Source organism: Microbacterium zouquanmingi (genome assembly GCF_052266695.1).
Classification (GTDB): domain Bacteria; phylum Actinomycetota; class Actinomycetes; order Actinomycetales; family Microbacteriaceae; genus Microbacterium.
Genome location: NZ_JBQPQZ010000001.1, coordinates 832,287 through 851,306 on the forward strand (window position 1 = coordinate 832,287; position 19,020 = coordinate 851,306).

16 protein-coding genes are annotated in these 19,020 nt (G+C 66.8%); 6 read left to right on the forward strand and 10 right to left on the reverse strand.

What is annotated here, in order from left to right:
- The first annotated feature begins 17 nt into the window (after window positions 1–17).
- From ACTU6U_RS03870 to ACTU6U_RS03880, 3 genes are read left to right on the forward strand one after another with little or no spacing between them, the layout of a single operon-like run.
- On the forward strand, window positions 18–2,024 hold the full coding sequence (locus ACTU6U_RS03870) for an APC family permease (RefSeq protein ID WP_443467823.1): 2,007 nt from the start codon (window positions 18–20) through the stop codon (window positions 2,022–2,024).
- Window positions 2,025–2,036: 12 nt separating this feature from the next.
- Window positions 2,037–3,491, forward strand: coding sequence for an ATP-binding protein (locus ACTU6U_RS03875; protein ID WP_443467824.1), 1,455 nt, complete (start codon window positions 2,037–2,039; stop codon window positions 3,489–3,491).
- The gene (locus tag ACTU6U_RS03880; RefSeq protein WP_443467825.1) at window positions 3,488–4,159 is read left to right on the forward strand and encodes a response regulator; all 672 of its coding nucleotides are present in this window, start codon (window positions 3,488–3,490) and stop codon (window positions 4,157–4,159) included. The genes ACTU6U_RS03875 and ACTU6U_RS03880 overlap by 4 nt, the downstream gene beginning before the upstream one ends.
- Window positions 4,160–4,189: 30 nt before the next feature.
- Here ACTU6U_RS03880 and ACTU6U_RS03885 read toward each other — a convergent pair whose 3' ends face one another.
- The 10 genes from ACTU6U_RS03885 to ACTU6U_RS03930 all read right to left on the reverse strand — a co-directional run bounded on the left by ACTU6U_RS03885 (window position 4,190) and on the right by ACTU6U_RS03930 (window position 14,591).
- On the reverse strand, window positions 4,190–4,672 hold the full coding sequence (locus tag ACTU6U_RS03885) for an FHA domain-containing protein (RefSeq protein WP_443467826.1): 483 nt from the start codon (window positions 4,670–4,672) through the stop codon (window positions 4,190–4,192).
- A gap of 156 nt (window positions 4,673–4,828) precedes the next feature.
- On the reverse strand, window positions 4,829–6,487 hold the full coding sequence (locus tag ACTU6U_RS03890; RefSeq protein ID WP_443467827.1) for a SulP family inorganic anion transporter: 1,659 nt from the start codon (window positions 6,485–6,487) through the stop codon (window positions 4,829–4,831).
- Window positions 6,484–6,864: an ArsR/SmtB family transcription factor gene (locus tag ACTU6U_RS03895; protein WP_443467828.1), complete on the reverse strand. Its 381-nt coding sequence runs from the start codon at window positions 6,862–6,864 to the stop codon at window positions 6,484–6,486. Before ACTU6U_RS03895 ends, ACTU6U_RS03890 begins: the two co-directional genes overlap by 4 nt.
- Window positions 6,865–6,998: 134 nt before the next feature.
- Window positions 6,999–8,531: a sodium/proline symporter PutP gene (gene putP / locus ACTU6U_RS03900; RefSeq protein WP_443467829.1), complete on the reverse strand. Its 1,533-nt coding sequence runs from the start codon at window positions 8,529–8,531 to the stop codon at window positions 6,999–7,001.
- A 94-nt stretch (window positions 8,532–8,625) separates the two neighbouring features.
- The gene (locus ACTU6U_RS03905; RefSeq protein ID WP_443467830.1) at window positions 8,626–9,681 is read right to left on the reverse strand and encodes a DUF998 domain-containing protein; all 1,056 of its coding nucleotides are present in this window, start codon (window positions 9,679–9,681) and stop codon (window positions 8,626–8,628) included.
- Window positions 9,682–9,722: 41 nt separating this feature from the next.
- On the reverse strand, window positions 9,723–10,664 hold the full coding sequence (locus ACTU6U_RS03910) for a siderophore-interacting protein (RefSeq protein WP_443467831.1): 942 nt from the start codon (window positions 10,662–10,664) through the stop codon (window positions 9,723–9,725).
- Complete coding sequence (locus ACTU6U_RS03915; protein ID WP_443467832.1) at window positions 10,654–11,454, reverse strand: ABC transporter ATP-binding protein; 801 nt, start codon at window positions 11,452–11,454, stop codon at window positions 10,654–10,656. Before ACTU6U_RS03915 ends, ACTU6U_RS03910 begins: the two co-directional genes overlap by 11 nt.
- Window positions 11,451–12,464: a FecCD family ABC transporter permease gene (locus ACTU6U_RS03920; protein WP_443467833.1), complete on the reverse strand. Its 1,014-nt coding sequence runs from the start codon at window positions 12,462–12,464 to the stop codon at window positions 11,451–11,453. The genes ACTU6U_RS03915 and ACTU6U_RS03920 overlap by 4 nt, the downstream gene beginning before the upstream one ends.
- Window positions 12,465–12,508: 44 nt before the next feature.
- Window positions 12,509–13,555, reverse strand: a complete 1,047-nt coding sequence (locus ACTU6U_RS03925; protein ID WP_443467834.1) for a FecCD family ABC transporter permease — start codon at window positions 13,553–13,555, stop codon at window positions 12,509–12,511.
- 7 nt (window positions 13,556–13,562) lie between these two features.
- On the reverse strand, window positions 13,563–14,591 hold the full coding sequence (locus ACTU6U_RS03930; RefSeq protein ID WP_443467835.1) for an iron-siderophore ABC transporter substrate-binding protein: 1,029 nt from the start codon (window positions 14,589–14,591) through the stop codon (window positions 13,563–13,565).
- A 130-nt stretch (window positions 14,592–14,721) separates the two neighbouring features.
- On the opposite strand from ACTU6U_RS03930, the gene ACTU6U_RS03935 reads away from it, so the two are divergent.
- The 3 genes from ACTU6U_RS03935 (at window position 14,722) to ACTU6U_RS03945 (ending at window position 19,016) form a co-directional block, all read left to right on the forward strand.
- Entirely contained in the window at window positions 14,722–15,756 is a 1,035-nt protein-coding gene (locus ACTU6U_RS03935; protein ID WP_443467836.1) for an FUSC family protein, read from the forward strand.
- Between the two features lie 345 nt (window positions 15,757–16,101).
- Window positions 16,102–16,458, forward strand: coding sequence for a zinc ribbon domain-containing protein YjdM (locus ACTU6U_RS03940; RefSeq protein WP_443467837.1), 357 nt, complete (start codon window positions 16,102–16,104; stop codon window positions 16,456–16,458).
- 14 nt (window positions 16,459–16,472) lie between these two features.
- The gene (locus ACTU6U_RS03945) at window positions 16,473–19,016 is read left to right on the forward strand and encodes a DEAD/DEAH box helicase (protein WP_443467838.1); all 2,544 of its coding nucleotides are present in this window, start codon (window positions 16,473–16,475) and stop codon (window positions 19,014–19,016) included.
- The last annotated feature ends 4 nt before the right edge of the window (window positions 19,017–19,020 follow it).

Consider the following 19,020-nt stretch of genomic DNA (forward strand, 5'->3'; position numbering starts at 1 on the left):
GCGTACGGTCGTCATTCGTGACAGACCAGGAACCAGATGCCCCGCAGCTCGCCAAGCGACTGCTCATCGGCGACCCGCTGACCAGCGAACAGGTCAACGACCAGCTGCTCCCGAAGCGGCGGGCTCTGCCGATCTTCGCCTCCGACGCGCTGAGCTCGGTCGCGTACGCGCCGCAGGAGCTGGTGATGATCCTGCTGATCGGAGGGACCGCCTTCCTCGCGTTCAGCCCGATGGTCGCGGTCGCCGTCATCGTGCTGCTGATCGTCGTGGTGCTCAGCTATCGGCAGCTGATCAAGGCCTATCCCTCCGGGGGCGGCGACTACGAAGTCGCGCGCACCAACCTCGGCGAGATCCCCGGCGTCATCGTCGCCGCAGCGCTCCTGGTGGATTACATCCTCACGGTCGCCGTGTCGGTGGCATCCGGGGTCGACAACATCATCTCGGCCCTCCCCTGGCTGAACGCCTGGCGCGTGGAACTCGCGGTCGGATTCGTGGTGCTGATCATCCTTGTGAACCTGCGCGGTGTCCGCGAAGCATCCACGGTGTTCGCGATACCCACCTATATCTTCATCGCCTCGGTCGGCATCATGATCGTCACCGGTCTCGTCCGCACCCTGCTCGGCGACGCTCCCGCCGCCTCGAGCGCCGACTTCACCGTGCATGCCGAGAGTCTGAGCCAGGCCGCCGTCATCCTGCTGATCCTGCGCGCTTTCTCGAGCGGATGCTCCGCACTGACCGGCGTCGAAGCCGTCTCCAACGGCGTCCCCGCCTTCCGCGCCTCTAAGGTGCGCAACGCCCAATCCACGCTCGTGCTGATGGGCTCCGTCGCAATCTGCCTGTTCGCCGGCCTCACCGCGCTCGCACTCATCACCGGTGTGCACTACGCCGAGAATCCCTGCGACCTCGTCGGTTTCGACTGCGCGAACCCGCAGCCGAGCCTGATGGCACAGATCGCTTCGGCGACCTTCGGCGGCGGCAGCATCCTGTTCTTCATCGTGCAGGCGGCGACCGCATGCGTCCTGCTGCTCGCCGCCAACACCGCCTTCAACGGCTTCCCGCTGCTGGGCTCGGTGCTGGCCCGCGACGGTTACGCGCCGAAGGCGCTGAACACCCGCGGCGACCGCCTGGTCTTCTCCAACGGCATGATCCTGCTGGGACTGGCTGCGATCGCCGTCCTCATCGTCTTCCAGGCCCGCCTGACCACGCTGATCCAGCTGTACATCATCGGTGTGTTCGTCTCGTTCTCGCTCGGCCAGATCGGCATGGTGCGGCATTGGCGGCGGATGCTGCGCGGCCCGCTCCGCGTGAAAACAGCAGCCACGGCATCCGAACGGCGCTCCGCGCACACCGGGCTGACCATCAACACGATCGGTGCGGTGTTCACCGTCCTGGTGCTGGTCATCGTGACCGTCACCAAATTCACGCACGGGGCATACCTGGTCTTCTTCGCGATCCCCGTGCTCGCCCTTCTCATGATCGGCGTGAAACGGTACTACCGCGACGTCGAACACGAGGTGGCAATGGACGACGAGACTCGCTTCGGGGCATCCGGCGACGTCGCGATCGTGCTCGTCAACCGCCTGCAGAAGCCCGTACTGAAGGCGATCGACTACGCGATCGCCGCCGACCACGATAAGACACTCGCCGTGCACATCGCGTTCGCCGCCGAGGATGGCGAGCAGCTGCACCAGGAGTGGCGCGCGCACGGCATCCCGATACCGCTGATCATCCTCGATTCCCCCTACCGCACCTACGCGCAACCGATCGCGAAATTCATCGAGCGCTACCGCGAACGGCACGGGGCGTCCGTGGTGACCGTGTACCTGCCGCAGTACATCGTCGGGCACTGGTGGGAGCGCTTGCTGCACAACCGGCGAGCGCGGCGCATCGCGAACCAGCTCATGCTCGTGCACGGCGTCTCGATCACGCTCGTGCCGTGGCTGCTGGACTCGTCCGAGCTCATCTACGGGCGGCGTTCGCGTCCGCTCCCCGGCCAGGAGCGCGCCGGTCATGTCGGAGTCTAGGATTCAGTCATCATGAGCACCTCCCCGCTCGCAGAACCCGCCGCCGGCCCAGCCCTGCCGCCCGTTGCAGGCGGCGCCCTGGGATGGCGGCGCGAGGTCTGGGGTTTCGCCGTGACGTTCGTGGCAGGACCCGTACTGACATGGCTGCTCTTCACCCTGAGCAGCCCGCAGTCCATCACCTACGAGGTGCTCTCGTACCAGCTGCTGGTCGTGATCGTCGCGCTCATCGGCGGGGTGCGTCCAGCCGTGACCGCCGCAGTGCTCTCGGGCATCACGCTGGATCTGCTCTTCGTCGCACCGGCCTTCTCGATCGCCGTCGAGCATCCGCTGCACTTCATCGCGCTCGTGCTCTACGTGATCATCGCGGTGCTCGTCGGCCTGATCGTCGCGCAGGCGGCCCGGCGCGCGCGCATCGCCCAGCGCGCCACCGCCGAGGCGGAGCTGCTGGCATCCGTAGCCGGACATGTGCTGCGCGGTGACAGTGCAGTGCTCGCGCTGGTGAGTCGAACCCGAGAGGCGTTCGGGCTGAGCGGGGTGCGGCTCGTGACACCCGCCGGTGAGGTGCTCGCGCGTGATGGAGAGCCGGTGCCGGACGGACGGGCGACGGCCGTGCCCGTCGGAGCGGTCGGTGGGCGTCCGGTCGCCGTGCTCGAGCTGCACGGTGGCCCATTGGATGCCCCGTCGCGACGCCTGCTCGATGTGATCGTCGCGCAGTTGGCAGCCGCGCTCGAGCGGACCGAGCTCACCGCGACAGCTCGCGAGGCCGAAGCTCTCGCCGAGACCGACCAGGTGCGCAGCGCTCTGCTCTCAGCGGTGAGCCACGACCTTCGACGACCGCTCGCGGCAGCGGTCGCCGCGGTCGGCGGGCTGCGCAGCGCGCAGGAGCTCTCCGAGCCCGACCGCCGCGAGCTGCTCGTCACCGCGGATGAGAGCCTCTCGACACTCACCACTCTTGTCACCGATCTGCTCGATGTGAGTCGCGTGCAGGCCGGCGTGCTCGCCGTGTCGCTGACGCCGGTGGATGCTGTCGGCAGCGTCGTATCGGCTCTGGATGAGCTGTCGCTCGGGCCCGCGGACGTGGAGCTCGATCTCGACCCGCAGCTGCCGCCGCTGTCGGCGGATCCTGTGCTGCTGCAGAGGGTGCTCGTGAACGTCCTGGCCAACGCACACCGGTACGTGACGCACGGTCAGAAGATCGTCGTGTCGGCGATCCGACGCGGTGGGAACCTCGAGATCCGCGTCATCGACCGCGGCGTCGGGGTGCCTGCCGAGCGCCGCGATCGCATATTCCAACCGTTTCAGCGTGCCGGCGACACGGACAACAGCGCCGGACTCGGTCTGGGTCTCGCTCTCTCGCGGGGGTTCACCGAGGGCATGCGGGGCGCGCTGACGGCCGAGGAGACGCCGGGCGGCGGTCTCACGATGGTCATCTCGCTGCCGGTCGCGGCGGACGGGCCAGGGTCATGAAACTCCTCATCGCGGATGATGATCCGCAGCTCGTGCGCGCGCTGCGCATCACACTGGCCGCGCACGGCTACGACGTGGTCGCCACCTCCGACGGTGCGGCAGCGGTCACGGCCGCCGCACAGGAGAAGCCCGACATCATCCTGCTCGATCTCGGGATGCCACAGCTCGACGGCATCCAGGTCATCCAGGCGCTGCGCGGCTGGACGGAGGCGCCGATCATCGTCGTCTCCGGACGTACCGGCTCCGCGGACAAGGTCGAGGCCCTGGATGCGGGCGCCGACGACTTCGTCACCAAGCCGTTCCAGATCGACGAGCTGCTCGCGCGGCTGCGCGCACTGTCGCGTCGCGCGCAGACGGTCGCCGTCGAAGCGACAGTGTCGTTCGACGGGGTCGTGGTGGACCTCGTCGCGAAGGCCGTCATGCGCGACGGCACACGAGTGCACCTGACTCCGACCGAGTGGCGGATGCTGGAGCACCTGTGCCGGCACCCCGGGGCGCTCGTCACTCGGCAGGAGCTGCTGAAGGAGATCTGGGGAAGCAATCAGGTGACCGACTCCGGGTACCTTCGGCTGTACATGTCTCAGCTGCGCAAGAAGCTCGAGCCCTCGCCTGGTGAACCGGTGCATCTGATGACCGAGGCGGGAATGGGATATCGGCTGGTGTTGTGACCCCGTGACTTTCGGACACCTGCCCTATCTTCATGACGGTGAATGCTCAGATCCGCCGCCTGTGTAGTCAGGCCGCGGGGACTGCCTCGGCTGGTGAGCGAACTCGCCGCCCTGGCGCCCGCCGTACGGCCTGCCGTGATCTGCGAACTCATCGCGCATGAAGACGAGCCGCCACGATCCGATCGTGAATCGCGCCCCGGTGCGCAGCGTCTCCTCTCGGCCCGACTCACCGGCGACGCTGTGCCTTGACACCGCGTTCATCTCGCCGCCGCCGAACATCGTCAGGACGTATTCGTCGTCCTCGTCGTGCATGATCTCGGCGTGCAGGGCATCTGCGCCGGTGAGTACGAGCTCTGCATCCGTCGAGGATCCGATCCGGGTGCGCACCCCGACGAGCTCGTGCACGTACCTGTCGTCGTCATTGGTGACGAGCAGCCGAGGATGACCGGCACCCCATTCCGCGTGCGTCGTCGTCGGCGTGTACCGCCCCTGATCCGATTGTGCGGGAGACATGATGACCACCATCCGATTCGTCGAAACGTCACCGGGGCTGCAGGGCCGGGGAGCGGATCTCTCCGCTGAGCGGGATGCCTGAGAACCGGCAACCTCCACTGGCTTCAGGATACTCCTCGCGCCCTCGCAGCGGGCCTGATCTCGCGTCGCTCTCAGTCAGGACGCCGCTGATCGCTGCACGTGACTGCGGGCGTGAGCGACGGCCGCGCCCAGATCATCGAAGAGGTGATTCTGGTGCCGCAGCGAGGCGAGCACCCCGACTTTCGTCGCCAGTGCGAGGTGGCGGGCCTGCACACCCTTCACCAGCACCGTGATCCCTCGCCGCTCGAGGCTCGTGATGAGATCGGTGATGACCTGCGCCCCGGTCGCATCCAGGATCTGCAGCTGCGACATCCGGATCACGACCACTTCGACGTCCCGCAGCTCGCTGATGCGTTCCAGCATCCGCTCTGCGACCCCGAAGAAGAGCGCACCTTCCAGGCGGAACACGGCGATGCGCTCGTCTCCGGGAACGGCCGCTCCCGGCAGCTCCTCCCGGTGCACTCCGCTCGCGCGCGCCAGCTGGCGCAGCGCGAAGAACGCAGCCACGGCGATGCCGATCAGCACGGCGTAGATCAGGTCGATGCTGATCGTCACGATCGCGGTGATGACGAAGACGATCGCATCGGCTCTGGTCGATCCGACGACGGTGCGCACGGTCGCGATCGAGATCATCCGGCACGCGGTCACCATCAGCACTCCTGCGAGCGCTGCCAGCGGAATCCGTGCGACGACGGATGCTCCGACCAGAACGATCACGAACAACAGCACGCCGTGGGAGATGGCTGCGATCCGCGAGCGTCCACCCGCCCGCACATTCACCGCGGTGCGCGCGATCGCACCGGTGGCCGGCATGCCGCCGAAAAGTCCGGCAGCGATCGAGGCGAGTCCTTGCCCTACGAGCTCACGGTCGGCGTCGTAGGGCCCGGTGTCGGCCATGGATGCTGCCACGCGGGCCGACAGGAGCGACTCGATCGCGGCGAGCGCCGCCACTGCGACAGCGGGTCCGGCGAGCGCCAGCAGAACCTGCGCATCGAGGATCGGGATCGTCGGGGCAGGGAGGCCCGCTGGCAGCTCACCGATCGCGTCGACGGGAAGGTCGAACGCCCACGTCGCCACGGCTGCGATGACGATCGCGACGAGCGAGCCGGGGAACCGCGGGTGGATGCGGGGAGAGACGAGCATCACGATCACGACGAGAGCCACGAGCATCAGCGACCAGCCGAGCTTCGGCCACGTGATCGTCTGCAGTGATTGCAGCGCGGCGAGCACCGCGTTCGTGCTCTCGCCCACCTCGGTGCCGGTGGCCGTGGGCACCTGCTGCAGGAAGATGATCACCGCGATGCCGAGCGTGAAGCCCTCGATCACCGGCCACGGAATGTACGAGATGGTGCGGCCAAGTCGCAGCATGCCGGCGAGGAGCACGATGAGCCCTGCGAGCAGGCACACGGCGGCGAGTGCGCCGAGTCCGTGAACGGCGATGATCGGTGCGAGCACGACGACCATGGCTCCGGTGGGTCCGGAGACCTGCACATGCGAACCGCCGAAGATCGCCGCGACGATTCCCGCGATGATCGCCGTGACCAGGCCGCTCTCGGCACCGGCCCCCGAGCTCACGCCGAAGGCGAGTGCGAGAGGCAGCGCGACGATGCCGACCGTGACTCCGGCGAGCAGGTCGCCGCGCCAGGTGCGGCTGGCGCCGCGGTAGTCGTTCGCGGACGGAAGGAGTTGGCGCAGTGCGAGGCCAGCCGCCCGTGCGTGCGAGGAGGCAGTCACTGTGAGGTTTCCGGTATCTGCGGCAGCCCGTCACGCTCGATCAGCTGCTGCTGCGTGGACTGAAGGATCTCGCCGAGCAGCGCCCGCGCCACCCGCAGCAGATCGGCGACCTGCGGGTAGGCGAGGCGGTAATAGACGAGGCTCCCTCGGCGCTCAGAGATCACCAGCCGGTTGCGGCGCAGCACAGCGAGATGCTGCGACAGATGCGAGGCCTCGAGATCGGTGACGGCGAGGATCTCGGAAACGGATGCTTCCGGCGCAGCCGAGAGCACCTCGAGGATGCGGATGCGCAGCGGATGGGCGAGTCCTTTGAACAGGCCCGCCTTGACCTCATAGAGCGGACGATTCGGTTCCGTCAGCACGGCGCCCCCTGACATGATGATCTGATTAATTCATCATATCGCGGTAGCGGCATCCGGATTCAGGACTTGCGCCCCGGATCAGGAGATTCCTGACGAAACGTCCTGATCTCGGGGGCTCCTCCTGAAATCGGGATGCCGGCGGCGTCGGGTCAGGGCGTCATGCGGTCGGTACGCGCTCCGCGTCCTACGCCGTTGACCGTCAGCAGCGTACCGGTGTCGGTGAACTCCTGCAGAATCTCGTTCTGACGCTCCGTCCCGTCCTTGTGGGTGATGAGGCTGACCACCACGGCGACGATCATCGCGCAGACGAAACCGGGCAGCAGCTCGTACATCTCGGGCCACACGGCCTTCCAGATGAAGACGCCGACGGCACCGACGAACATCCCAGCCAAGGCACCCCAGTTCGTGAGCTTGCGCCAGAACAGACTGAGCAAGATCAGGGGGCCGAAGGCCGCACCGAAACCGGCCCATGCGAACGACACCAGCCCGAGGATCGTATCGTTGGGAATGATCGCGAGCAGCGCGGCAATGATGCCGACGCCGAGCACAGTCAGTCGCCCGAGCATCACCAGCAGCTTGGGCGACGGCTCTTTCTTGACCACTCTGAAGAGATCCTCGACGAGAGCCGAAGAAGCGACGATCAGCTGGCTGGAAATCGTGCTCATGATCGCCGCGAGCACGGCTGCCAGCACGAGGCCGGCGACGAAGGGATGCAGTAGCGTCTGCGACATCACCAGCACCACGGTCTCAGCGTTGGTGAGGTCGATGCCCTTCTGCGCCATATATGCGACGCCGACAATGCCCGAGAACACCGCGCCGACCAGCGAGAGGATCATCCAGCTCATGCCGATACGGCGGGCGGTCTTCGCCTCGCCGGGGTTACGTAGCGCCATGAACCGCACGATGATGTGCGGTTGCCCGAAGTACCCGAGGCCCCAGGCAAGGCCCGAGATGATGGTCAGCACGACGCCGCCGGTCAGTGCGGTTCCGCCGATGAGCGAGAGGTGGTTCGGCGCGAGGGCGTCGAGCGATTCACCCACCTCGCCGAAGCCGCCGACGGCGATGATCGCAGCGACCGGGACGACGATCAGCGCGATCACCATCATCAGTCCTTGCACGACGTCCGTGAACGACGCCCCGAGGAACCCGCCGAACAGCGTGTACAGAAGAGTGACTCCGGCAACCAACACCATGCCGAGCAGATAGTCGGAGTTGAACGAGCTCTCGAAGAAGAAGCCACCGGCGACCATGCCGGAAGAGATATACAGCGTGAAGAACACCAGGATCACGACGCCGGCGAGGATGCGCAGCATCCGCGACGAGTCACGCAACCGGTTCTCGAAGAAGCTCGGAATGGTGATCGAGTTGCGCGACACCTGCGTGTAGGCGCGAAGCCGCGGAGCGACCAGCAACCAGTTCAGGTATGCGCCGATCGTCAGGCCGATGGCAATCCATGCCTCGATGAGTCCGGAGAGATAGATCGCGCCAGGAAGACCCATCACGAGCCAGCCGGACATGTCGGATGCTCCGGCGCTCAGCGCCGCGACCCACGGCGGCAGATCCCTCCCCCCGAGCATGTAATCCTCGTGGTCTTTCGTCCGGCGAAATGCCAGATAACCAATGAGGAGCATGGCGGCGAAGTAAAGCCCCAGCGCGATGAAGATGAATACTTGGTCGGACATCGTCGTCCTCTCCTTGCAGATCGGTGCAGCGTCGTCCTTCGATCCTGTCAGTCGGCGCCCGCCGAGACCACCCCGGTATCAATGGCGGCGCGCGTCAGGCGCGCACGAGCGTCTGCCGTGCGGACGGCCGAGTGCCGACGGGGGCGAGCACCGCGAGGATGCGCACGAGAGTCGTGAGCCAGAGCAGGCCGATGCCGATCACGATCGCCTCGAGCACGGTGACGGAGAACAGATCGAGCACGTTGGCGAGAACGAAAGCGATCACGATCAGCAGCACGGCACCGATCGTGATCAGCACGAGCGGATGCGGCGGCCCGGGCATCGCCGCCGCCGTCACAGCGCCAGCGGCGACGAACAGAACGAGTGTCGCCAGCGCCGCGATGTCGTGCACGAGTACGACCCCCGACAGCGGAAAGAGCCCCACTGCGGCGAGCGCGACACCGGTGGCAGCCCACAGCACGACCACCCAGGCGATCCTCCGAAGCGCTGCGTCTCCGAGAACGCGGTGCAGATCACGCCCGATATATGAGCCGACAGTCGCGATGAGGAGACCTGCGACGACGAGCGTGCCGTTGAACGCCCAGGCGCCGGCTCCCAGACCGAGCTGTGAGAAGTTCTGCTCCCACCACCGCGGGTCGGCGGCAGTGAGCATCGCGAACAGCGTGCCGATGGCCAGGTAGCCGAACAGCAGATCTGCGATATCGGAGGTGCGCAGGCCCACGCCCGCGCCGAAGGCCAGACGCCCGGCCACGGCACTTGCGACCCCGGTGAAGACGCCCCCGCCGATCGGCGGCACTTCGAGCCCCTGAAGTCCGACCCCGAGCACCTCGGTGGCCAGCAGCACGCCGAGCGCGGTGACCCCGGACAACGCGAGAGTGAGCGCGACGGCTGAGAGCGACGAGATCACCACCTGCCACCAGGGCATGCCCGTGTGGTCTCCGCGGCGATACAGCTGCGTGCTGACGACGAAGGATGCCGCGGCGATCGCTCCGGCGACCATCGCCATCGGCATCCCGACCGACCCATCGCCGGCAACCGGTCTGGGGCTCCCCCACAGCACCCATGTACCGAGGATCGCGCCCAGGCAGAAGCTGATGACAGTGGCCCAGATCGCCCTGACCTCGCGCTGCATCCGCTCTTCTGCGTTCATAGACTCATCGAACCACGCGGGACCGACGTCAGCATGAAGCCTCAGCCGCGCATAGCGACGCCGCGGCGCCAGTAGCCCATGAAGGCCACCTGCGCGCGGTCGATGCCCAGGTCCTTGACGAGGTGGCGGCGGAGCGTCGTGACCACGCCGCTCTCGCCTGCGATCCAGAAGTAGCGGTCGACGCCCGCCGCTGCCACACCGATCGATTCGCCGCTGCCTGAATGGACCGGCGTCTCCCACACGAGGTCTTCGCCCTCGGCATCCTGCACGGTGATCTCGGAGTGACCGGTGTCACCGAGATAGTCGAGCACGGTCGGGATCACGCGCAGTCCGTGCACCGCATCGCCGCGCGGCAGCCAGTGCACCGTGACCCCCGCGGGAGCGTTGATCGGCAGGACGTCGTCGGCAGAGGGCACCTCGATGAACGCGATCCCGCGCGCATCGCGCGGGGAATCCTCGAGAATGCGCGCGATAGCGGGCGCTGCCGTCTCGTCGCCGACCAGGACGACAGCAGATGCCGCGCCCGGCGCGAACTCGATCCCGCTGCGATCCTCACGACCGCGCCGCGGACCCACGATCCACAACTCGTCGCCGACGGCGGCGTTGCTCGCCCAGAGCGAAGCGGGACCGGTGAGCCCTGGCGCCAGGTGCAGCACGAAGTCGACGACGACCTCGGTCGCGGCATCCGCCACGTTGAGAGAGCGCACCGAATAGGTGCGCATCGATCCGCGCTCGTCCTCTGGAACCGCGAGGTACGCACCCCACCAGTCGTCGGTATCGCGATCGATGTCGGGAAGAATGCCGGATGCCGGCGGGAAGACGAGCTTGATCCGCGCGTCGAACACGTCGCCGGGGGTACCGAAGTCGTCCAGGTCTGATCCCCCGAAGGTGACTCGCACGAAGTTCGGCGACACCCGTTCCACCGCACGCACGACGGCACGCGCGAGGACGTAGGAGGGACGAGTGCGGGTCTCAGCGGACATGATGCCTTCCGATCGGGGTGACCATCGGCTTTCCGGAGACCGGATCCGTGGTGATCTGATTCGCCATGCCGAAGACCTCTTCGACAAGGCTGTTGGTGAGCACGTCTTCGGGAGCGCCGATGGCGTGCACTTTTCCGCCGCGCATCGCGACGAGCTCGTCGCTGTAACGGGCCGCGAGGTTGAGGTCGTGCAGCACCATCACGATGGTCGTGCCGCGCGAGACGCTGAGGTCGGTGAGCAGGTCGAGCACCTCGACCTGGTGGGCGACGTCGAGGAAGGTCGTCGGCTCGTCGAGCAGCAGGATGTCGGTCTCCTGCGCGAGCGCCATCGCGATCCAGACCCGCTGGCGCTGACCCCCGGAGAGCTCATCGACGCTGCGGTCTTGGAGATCGGTGATTCCAGTCGCCGCGAGAGCGTCGGCGACGACCTCGTAGTCGTGCGCGGTCCAGCGCGCGAGGGCTTTCTGATGCGGGTGACGCCCCCGGCCGACCAGGTCGGCGACGACGATGCCCTCGGGAGCGATCGGCGACTGCGGCAGCAGGCCGAGCACCCGCGCGACCTCTTTCGTTGGTCGGGAATGCACCGACTTGCCGTCGAGGACGACCTGTCCGGATGCCGGAGACAGAAGGCGTGCGAGAGCTCGAAGCAGCGTCGACTTGCCGCATCCGTTGGCCCCCACGATCGCCGTGATCTTCCCCGGCGCGATGGCGAGGTCGAGCCCTTCGACCACGGTGCGATCGCCGTAGCCGAGGGTGACGGCCTCGGCGGTCAGGGTGTGCGCTTCGGTCACAGCGATCCTCCCGAGCGGTTCGTGCGGATGAGCAGGTAGATCAGGTACGGCGCACCGAGCACGCCGGTGATGACGCCGACCGGGTAGCGGCCCGAGAAGGCGAACTGGCCGATCAGGTCGCCACCGAGCACGAGCACGGCACCGACGCAGGCAGAGGGCAGCAGCAGATTCGCACCCGGCCCGGTGATGCGGGCGGCGATGGGACCCGCCATGAACGCGACGAACGCGATGGGCCCTGTAGCGGCGGTGGCGAAGGCGAGCAGGATCACCGCGCCGACGATGAACACCAACCGCGTCCGGTTCACTCGAACGCCCAGGCCTGCGGCCGAATCGTCGCCGAGCTGCAGCATCCCGAGCGCTTTCGCCTGCGAGAACAGGAACGGCCAGATGATGAGGCTCGCGAGCGCGAGAGGTGCGATGTCGTCCCACGAGGCGTTGTTCAGGCTGCCGGTGATCCAGCGCATCGCGGTCTGGATGTCCCACTGCGCGGCGCGCGACAGCACGTACGAGACGACGCTCTGCAGCATGGCCGCGACGCCGATTCCGATGAGGATCAGCCGGATGCCGGAGAACCCGCCCTTGTTCGAGAGGAAGTAGATCGCGATCGCCGTGATCAGCGCACCTGCGACGGCGAACCCTGACACGGCCAGGCCGCTGAGCCCGAGCGTGACGATGGCGACGACAGCCGCCGCGCTCGCGCCCTGCGTGATGCCGATGATGTCGGGGGAGGCGAGCGGGTTGCGCAGCAGCGTCTGAAACGAGACGCCGGCGATGCCGAACGCGAAGCCCGCGAGAATCGCGAGAGCGGTGCGGGGCAGACGCAGCTCCCCCACCGTGAAGGACGCCCCGGGCACACTCTCGCCGAGGATGACGCGGATGACTTCGCCCGGCGTGTAGAAGGTGTTGCCCACCATGAGGGCGACAGCGGCGAGCGCGAGAAGCAGGATGCCCAGGATCACGCTCGCGGTCGCGTGGCGGCGGTGGCGGGCACGGCGTCCTGCTGCGATCATCGCCGGCGCTTGTCGCGGACTCGGTCCCTGAGCCTGTCGAAGGGTCACAGCTCTCTCACCTTCTGGCGGCGGACGATCCAGATGAAGAACGGGGCACCGATGACGGCGGTGATGATGCCGACCTGGATCTCTTCGCCCGACGGCGAGATCACCCGTCCGACGATGTCGCTGGCCAGCAGCAGCGCGGCTCCGGCGAGCGCCGAGAACGGCAGCAGCCAGCGATGGTCTGTGCCCACCAGCATCCGACAGAAATGCGGGATGACGAGACCGACGAATCCGATCGGTCCCGCGATCGCCGTGGCGGCGCCCGCGAGGATGACGGCACCGAGCGCGGAGATCAGCCGCGTGCGGAACACGTTCTCACCGAGGCCGGTTGCCACATCATCGCCGAGGGCGAGGGAGTTCATTCCGCGCGCACACGCGAAACAGACGAGCGCGCCGATGGCGAGCACCGGAGCGGTGACCGCGATGCGCGGCCATTCGGCTCCTCCCACGCCGCCGATCTGCCATGCCTGGAACGCCTGCAGCAGGTCGACGCGCGGCAGCAGGATCGCGCTGATGAGCGAGGCGAGTGCCGCGCTCGTCGCGGCGCCGGCGAGCGCGAGTTTGAGCGGAGTGGCCCCGCCGCGCCCGAGCGATCCCACCGTATAGACGAAGACGGCGGTCACGGCGGCGCCGACGATGGCGACGAGCATCTGCGTGAAGGCTCCGGTCGCGCCGAACGCGGCGAGCACGATCACGACGGCGAACGACGCGCCGTTGTTGATGCCCAGGATGCCGGGGTCGGCGATCGGGTTGCGGGTCACCGCCTGCATCGCGGCGCCCGACAGGGCGAGCGCCGCGCCGACGAGAAGCGCGAGCACGGTGCGAGGGATGCGCTTGATGATCGCCGCCTGGGCGATGGTGTCGTCCTGACCACCAAGGGCCGTGATGATGTCATGCAGCGAGACCGCGCGGACACCGAAAGACACCGAGAGGATGCTGAGCACGACGAGCACCCCGACCCCGACGAGCAGCCACATGGTGCGCGCCGAAGCCGGGCGCCGCAGGTTCGCGGTGCCCGGCTTCGATGCGGTGGCGGTCGAGGTCACGCGCCGGTCACTGCGCGAGGAGCGGCGCCTCGAGCAGCGCGAAGTAGTCGTCGATTCCCCAGCCGATCGACAGCGGCGAAGGGTTCGCCGATGCTGCCAGCGGTGTGGCATCGGGGAGGATGGCGATGCGGCCCTCGGCGATCGCCGGGATCTTCGACAGCAGCGGATCGGCCTGCAGAGTCTCGATCAGCGAATCGTCGCCGTAGGTGATGAAGACGTCGACGTCGTCGAAGACATCAGCGTTCTCAGCACTCACGGTGAGGTAGAACTCGGTGCTGTCGGTGTCGGCGAGAACGGCCGGCTCCGGAAGCCCGAGCTCAGTGAGGAACCCGGGACGGGTGTCGACCGGCGTGTAGTACATGATCTGGCTGAGGTCGCTCGGGTCGAGGTAGGCGAACAGGAGCTTCGCGTCTTTGAGTGCCGCGTGCTTTTCGAGCGCAGCATCCGTCTGGGCATGGATCTCATCGATGAGAGCGTCGCCCTCGTCGGCGAGACCGAGCGCTGCGGAGTTCATCTCGATCATTGTCTCGACGGGCGTGCCCCAGGCGACCTCGGGGTACGCGACGACGGGGGCGATCTTGGAGAGCGTGTCGTACTCTTCCTGCGTGAGCCCGGAGTAAGAAGCGAGGATCACGTCGGGTTCGGTGTCGGCAACGGCCTCGAAGTCGATGCCATCCGACTCATCGAAGAGCACGGGGGTCTCGGCGCCGAGCTCGTCGAGCTTGTCCTCGACCCACGGCAGCACGCCGTTGTCGTCATCGTCGCCCCACGTGGCCTTGCTCATGCCGACCGGAACGATGCCGAGCGCCAGCGGAACCTCGTGGTTCGCCCACGCGACGGTGGCGACGCGTTCGGGCTTCTCGGTGATGGTGGTCTCGCCGTAGACGTGCTCGATCGTGACGGGGAAAGCACCGTCGGATGCCGGGTTCGCGCCCGCTGCGCCGTCGTCGGTGCTTGCGGGAGCGGTGGAGCAGGCGGTGAGGCTTGCGGCGAGAAGCACGGCAGTGCCGAGGCCGAGGATGCGGGAGATGCGCACAGGCGTTCCTTCAGATCGGGATGGGTGAGGCGTGAGCCGGGTAGCTTTGGTAAGCCTCCCCTAACGTAACACGAGGTTAGGGTGCCCTCAGTTCGCCGTTACCCGATCGGTACGGCGATAGCGTGGTCACATGCGGGTGACGGCGGCGATGCGAAGTGCGAAGCGCAGCCCTCTGCTGCAGGTCGTGAAATCGGCCGTCGCGACCATCGGTGCGTGGCTGATCGCCGGCTGGCTCGTTCCCGGGCCCCTGCCGGTGTTCGCCGCCATCGCGGCGCTTCTGGTCGTACTGCCCAGCGTGAACCAGTCCTTCACCAAAGCGATCGAGCGCAGCGCCGGCGTGATCGGCGGGGTGCTGATCGCGACCGGCCTGAGCCTGCTGCTCGGCCCGCAGAGCTGGGTGGTGCTGCTCGCGATCGTCGTCGCCATGCTCGTGGCCTGGGCGTTCCGAGCTACACCCGGCATGGGTAACCAGGTGGCGATCTCGGCGATGCTCGTGCTCGCACTGGGGTCGTCGAGTCCGCAGTACGCGCTCGATCGGATCATCGAGACCCTGATCGGTGTCGTGATCGGCATCATCGTCAATGCGCTGATCGTGCCGCCTGTTCTCACCGCTCCGGCCCGACGTGACCTGGGGCTGCTCGGAACCGAGATCGCCGCGAGCATGGACCGACTCGCGGCCGCCCTCATGGCGGTGCAGAGTCCTGCCGATCTTCAGGCGCTCATGGTCAAGGCGCGCCTGCTTCGTCCTATGCAGGTCGCAGCCGCGGCATCCGTCACCGCCGGCGAGGAATCCCTGACCCTCAACCCGCGTCGCCGCTCGCGCGGCGAAGTCGCCGAGATGCGGACGCTGCTCGACACGCTCTCCCCGATCGTGACCCAGGTGATCGGCATGACGCGCGCGTACTTCGACCACTATGACGAGACTCTCGCCGATGAGCCTTCCGTGCATGCCATCGCCGAGCAGCTGCGACGGGCAGGACACGACGTGCGCCTGGCAGTGCAGGTCGCTGACGTGGCTCCAGAGGCGTCGACGGAGACGTCAGCCATTCCGGCTTTGACGGCCCCTCTGCATCTGACGCCCCCGGCATCCGGTCATTGGGTCCTGATCGGCTCACTCATGGAGGATCTGCGCCGTATCCGCGGTGAGCTCGTCGGCGACGGTTAGGTCGGCTCCCCCTCTGGATCAGCGAAAACGTGCGGAGACGCGAGGGCGCGGCCTGATCCCGCGCATAACTCCTGAAGTTTTTCGCCGATCGGCGTGATTCCGGCTCGCTACCCGCCGAATTGCGCTGTTTCTCAGGAGCTATGCCACGCCCGTGGTGCTGCCCGGCACGGCGGGTCAGCACCGCGCCGTGGGGGCATCCGACCACGGGCGCTGTTCGACGCGGGCCTCGCCGTCGCCGCACCCGACTACTCCGGGATGGGAGTGCCCGGTCGGCGAGCTACTCAAAGCCGACGTGCTCCGGAATGCACCGCGGGCGTGAGCTCGCCGCCGAGATACGCTGATCCCATGGCTGATTCGCTTCCTCTGTGCCCCGAGTGCTCCAGTGAGCACGCCTACGAAATGGGCGCCCTGCTGGTGTGCCCGATGTGTGGTCACGAATGGTCGCCGAGCGAAGCATCCTCCGACTCGGCAGACGAGCCGGCGGAGAAGGTCGTGAAGGATGCCGTCGGCAACGTCCTCTCCGACGGTGACACCGTCACCCTCGTCACGAGCGTCAAGGTCAAGGGCTCGACGGGCATCAAGGCGGGAACCAAAGTGCGCGGCATCCGCCTCATCGCCCCCGTCAACGGTCACGACATCGACTGCAAGATCGATGGATTCGGCGCGATGCTGCTCAAGTCAAGCGTCGTCAAGAAGGCCTGACCCGGCCGTTTCTCATGTCTTCTCTTCTCGATCCCACGACTCTTCCCGACGGCTCCGATGCGGATGCCGTTTACATGGCGTTTGTGGAATGGGCAGAGTCCACCGGCATTCAGCTCTATCCCGCGCAGGACGAAGCGGTCATCGAGATCGTCTCCGGCAACAACCTGATCCTGTCGACGCCGACGGGCACCGGCAAGTCACTCGTCGCGATCGGCGCCCATTTCGCGGCGCTCGTCGAAGGCCGACGCAGCTATTACACCGCGCCGATCAAGGCGCTGGTCAGCGAGAAGTTCTTCGCGCTCGTCGACATCTTCGGCCCCGACGACGTCGGCATGATCACCGGAGATTCATCGGTGAATGCGGATGCTCCAATCATCTGCTGCACGGCTGAGATCCTCGCGAATCTCGCGCTGCGCCAGGGGCCTACGGCCGACGTCGGTCAGGTCGTGATGGACGAATTCCACTTCTACGCCGACCCCGATCGCGGGTGGGCATGGCAAGTTCCGCTACTGACGCTTCCACAAGCGCAGTTCGTACTGATGTCGGCGACGCTCGGCGATGTCACCTCACTCGCCGAAGACCTCACTCGGCGCACTCGCCGCGAGACCGCAGTGGTGACCGGGGTCGAGCGTCCCGTCCCGCTGCACTTCTTCTACGAGCTCACGCCGATCCACGAGACCGTCGAAGACCTGCTGGGTACCAGCCAGTCGCCGATCTACGTCGTGCACTTCTCGCAGGCGGCCGCGATGGAGCGGGCGCAGGCGCTGTCGAGCACGAAGATCGCCACGCGTGAGCAGCGCGACGAGATCGCCGCTCTCATCGGAGAGTTCCGGTTCACGACGGCGTTCGGAAAGACGCTGTCGAAGTTCCTGCGCGCAGGCATCGGCGTGCATCACGCCGGGATGCTGCCGAAGTACCGCAGGCTCGTCGAGCAGCTCGCCCAACGCGGGATGCTGCGCGTCATCTGCGGCACCGACACGCTCGGCGTCGGTATCAACGTGCCGATCCGCACGGTGTTGCTCACCGCCCTGACGAAGTTCGACGGCACGCGGATGCGGCAGCTGAACGCCCGCGAGTTCCATCAGATCGCCGGCCGTGCAGGCCGCGCGGGATACGACACGGCGGGCACCGTGGTCTGCCAGGCTCCCGAGCACGAGTCCGAGAACGCTGCGGCGATCAAGAAGGCTGGCGACGACCCGAAAAAGAAGCGCAAGCTGATCCGCAAAAAAGCGCCCGATGGCTTCGTCTCGTGGGGCGAACCGAGCTTCCGGAAACTTGTGGATGCTGAGCCCGAAACGCTCACGTCACACATGCAGATCACGAGCGCCATGATGCTCAACGTGATCGGGCGCGGCGGAGATGTCTTCGGCAACATTCGCGCGTTGGTATTCGACAACCATGAGCCACGAAAGCGCCAGCGTGAGCTCGCGATCCGCGCGCTCGGGATCTACCGGACACTCCGCGAATCGGGCATCGTGGAGCAGCGCTTCGACGAGCTCAGCGGCCAGATGGAAATTCGTCTCACCGTCGATCTGCAGCCGAACTTCGCGCTGAATCAGCCACTGTCGCCCTTCGCGTTGGCCGCGTTCGAGCTATTGGATACAGAATCCGCAACCTTCGCGCTCGACATGATCTCGATCGTCGAGGCGACGCTCGATGACCCGCGCGCGGTGCTCGGCCAGCAGGAGTTCCAGGCCCGCGGCGATGCTGTTGCCGAGATGAAGCGCGAGGGCATCGAGTACGACGAGCGGATGGAACTGCTTGAGCAGATCACGTATCCGAAGCCGCTCGAGGAGCTGCTGGGCGCGACGTTCGAGACCTACAGCGCCGCGCAGCCGTGGATCCGCGACTTCGAACTGCATCCGAAAGCCGTCGTCCGCGACATGTACGAGCGAGCCATGTCCTTCGGGGAATATGTCGCGTTCTACAAGATCGCCAGGTCTGAAGGCGTGGTGTTGCGGTATCTCTCCGACGCGTACCGTGCCGCATCACAAACGATCCCCGAAGACCTCAAAAATGAAGATTTGCGTGATCTGATCGAGTGGCTCGGTGAGCTCGTCCGCCAGGTCGACTCAAGTCTGCTGGACGAATGGGAAGAGTTGCGTGCCGGCATCGACAACGGCATCGTCGATCTCCGATCCCTGAGCCAGTCGACGGGTGAGGACACCCCCATCGTTCCGCCAGCGCCGAAGCGCCCGACGAGCAACGTGAGAGCTTTCCGCACGCTGGTACGCAACGAGATGTTCCGCCGGGTGCAACTGGCCGCCCGCGAAGACGTCGAGGCTCTGGCCGTGCTCGACTCTGCCTTCGGGGCGGATGCGTGGGATGCCGCACTGGACGGCTACTTCGCCGAGCACGACGAGATCCTCACCGGCCCTGATGCCCGAAGCTCGAAGCTGTTGCTACTCACCGAGGGCCAGACACAGTGGACGGTGCGCCAGATTCTCGATGACCCCGCCGGCGATCACGACTGGGGTATTTCGGCGACCGTAGATCTCGCGGCATCCGACGAGGCGGGCGAAGCAGTTGTTGCGGTGACCGGGGTAGACCGGCTGTAGCCGC

What these genes read in the sequence shown, in the direction of transcription:
- ACTU6U_RS03880 (WP_443467825.1), top strand. Translation starts at nt 3,488, where the DNA reads ATGAAACTCCTCATCGCGGATGATGATCCGCAGCTCGTGCGCGCGCTG.
- ACTU6U_RS03920 (WP_443467833.1), bottom strand. Translation starts at nt 12,464, where the DNA reads ATGATCGCAGCAGGACGCCGTGCCCGCCACCGCCGCCACGCGACCGCG.
- ACTU6U_RS03875 (WP_443467824.1), top strand. Translation starts at nt 2,037, where the DNA reads ATGAGCACCTCCCCGCTCGCAGAACCCGCCGCCGGCCCAGCCCTGCCG.
- ACTU6U_RS03895 (WP_443467828.1), bottom strand. Translation starts at nt 6,864, where the DNA reads ATGTCAGGGGGCGCCGTGCTGACGGAACCGAATCGTCCGCTCTATGAG.
- ACTU6U_RS03935 (WP_443467836.1), top strand. Translation starts at nt 14,722, where the DNA reads ATGCGGGTGACGGCGGCGATGCGAAGTGCGAAGCGCAGCCCTCTGCTG.
- putP (WP_443467829.1), bottom strand. Translation starts at nt 8,531, where the DNA reads ATGTCCGACCAAGTATTCATCTTCATCGCGCTGGGGCTTTACTTCGCC.
- ACTU6U_RS03910 (WP_443467831.1), bottom strand. Translation starts at nt 10,664, where the DNA reads ATGTCCGCTGAGACCCGCACTCGTCCCTCCTACGTCCTCGCGCGTGCC.
- ACTU6U_RS03945 (WP_443467838.1), top strand. Translation starts at nt 16,473, where the DNA reads ATGTCTTCTCTTCTCGATCCCACGACTCTTCCCGACGGCTCCGATGCG.
- ACTU6U_RS03905 (WP_443467830.1), bottom strand. Translation starts at nt 9,681, where the DNA reads ATGAACGCAGAAGAGCGGATGCAGCGCGAGGTCAGGGCGATCTGGGCC.
- ACTU6U_RS03940 (WP_443467837.1), top strand. Translation starts at nt 16,102, where the DNA reads ATGGCTGATTCGCTTCCTCTGTGCCCCGAGTGCTCCAGTGAGCACGCC.
- ACTU6U_RS03885 (WP_443467826.1), bottom strand. Translation starts at nt 4,672, where the DNA reads ATGTCTCCCGCACAATCGGATCAGGGGCGGTACACGCCGACGACGACG.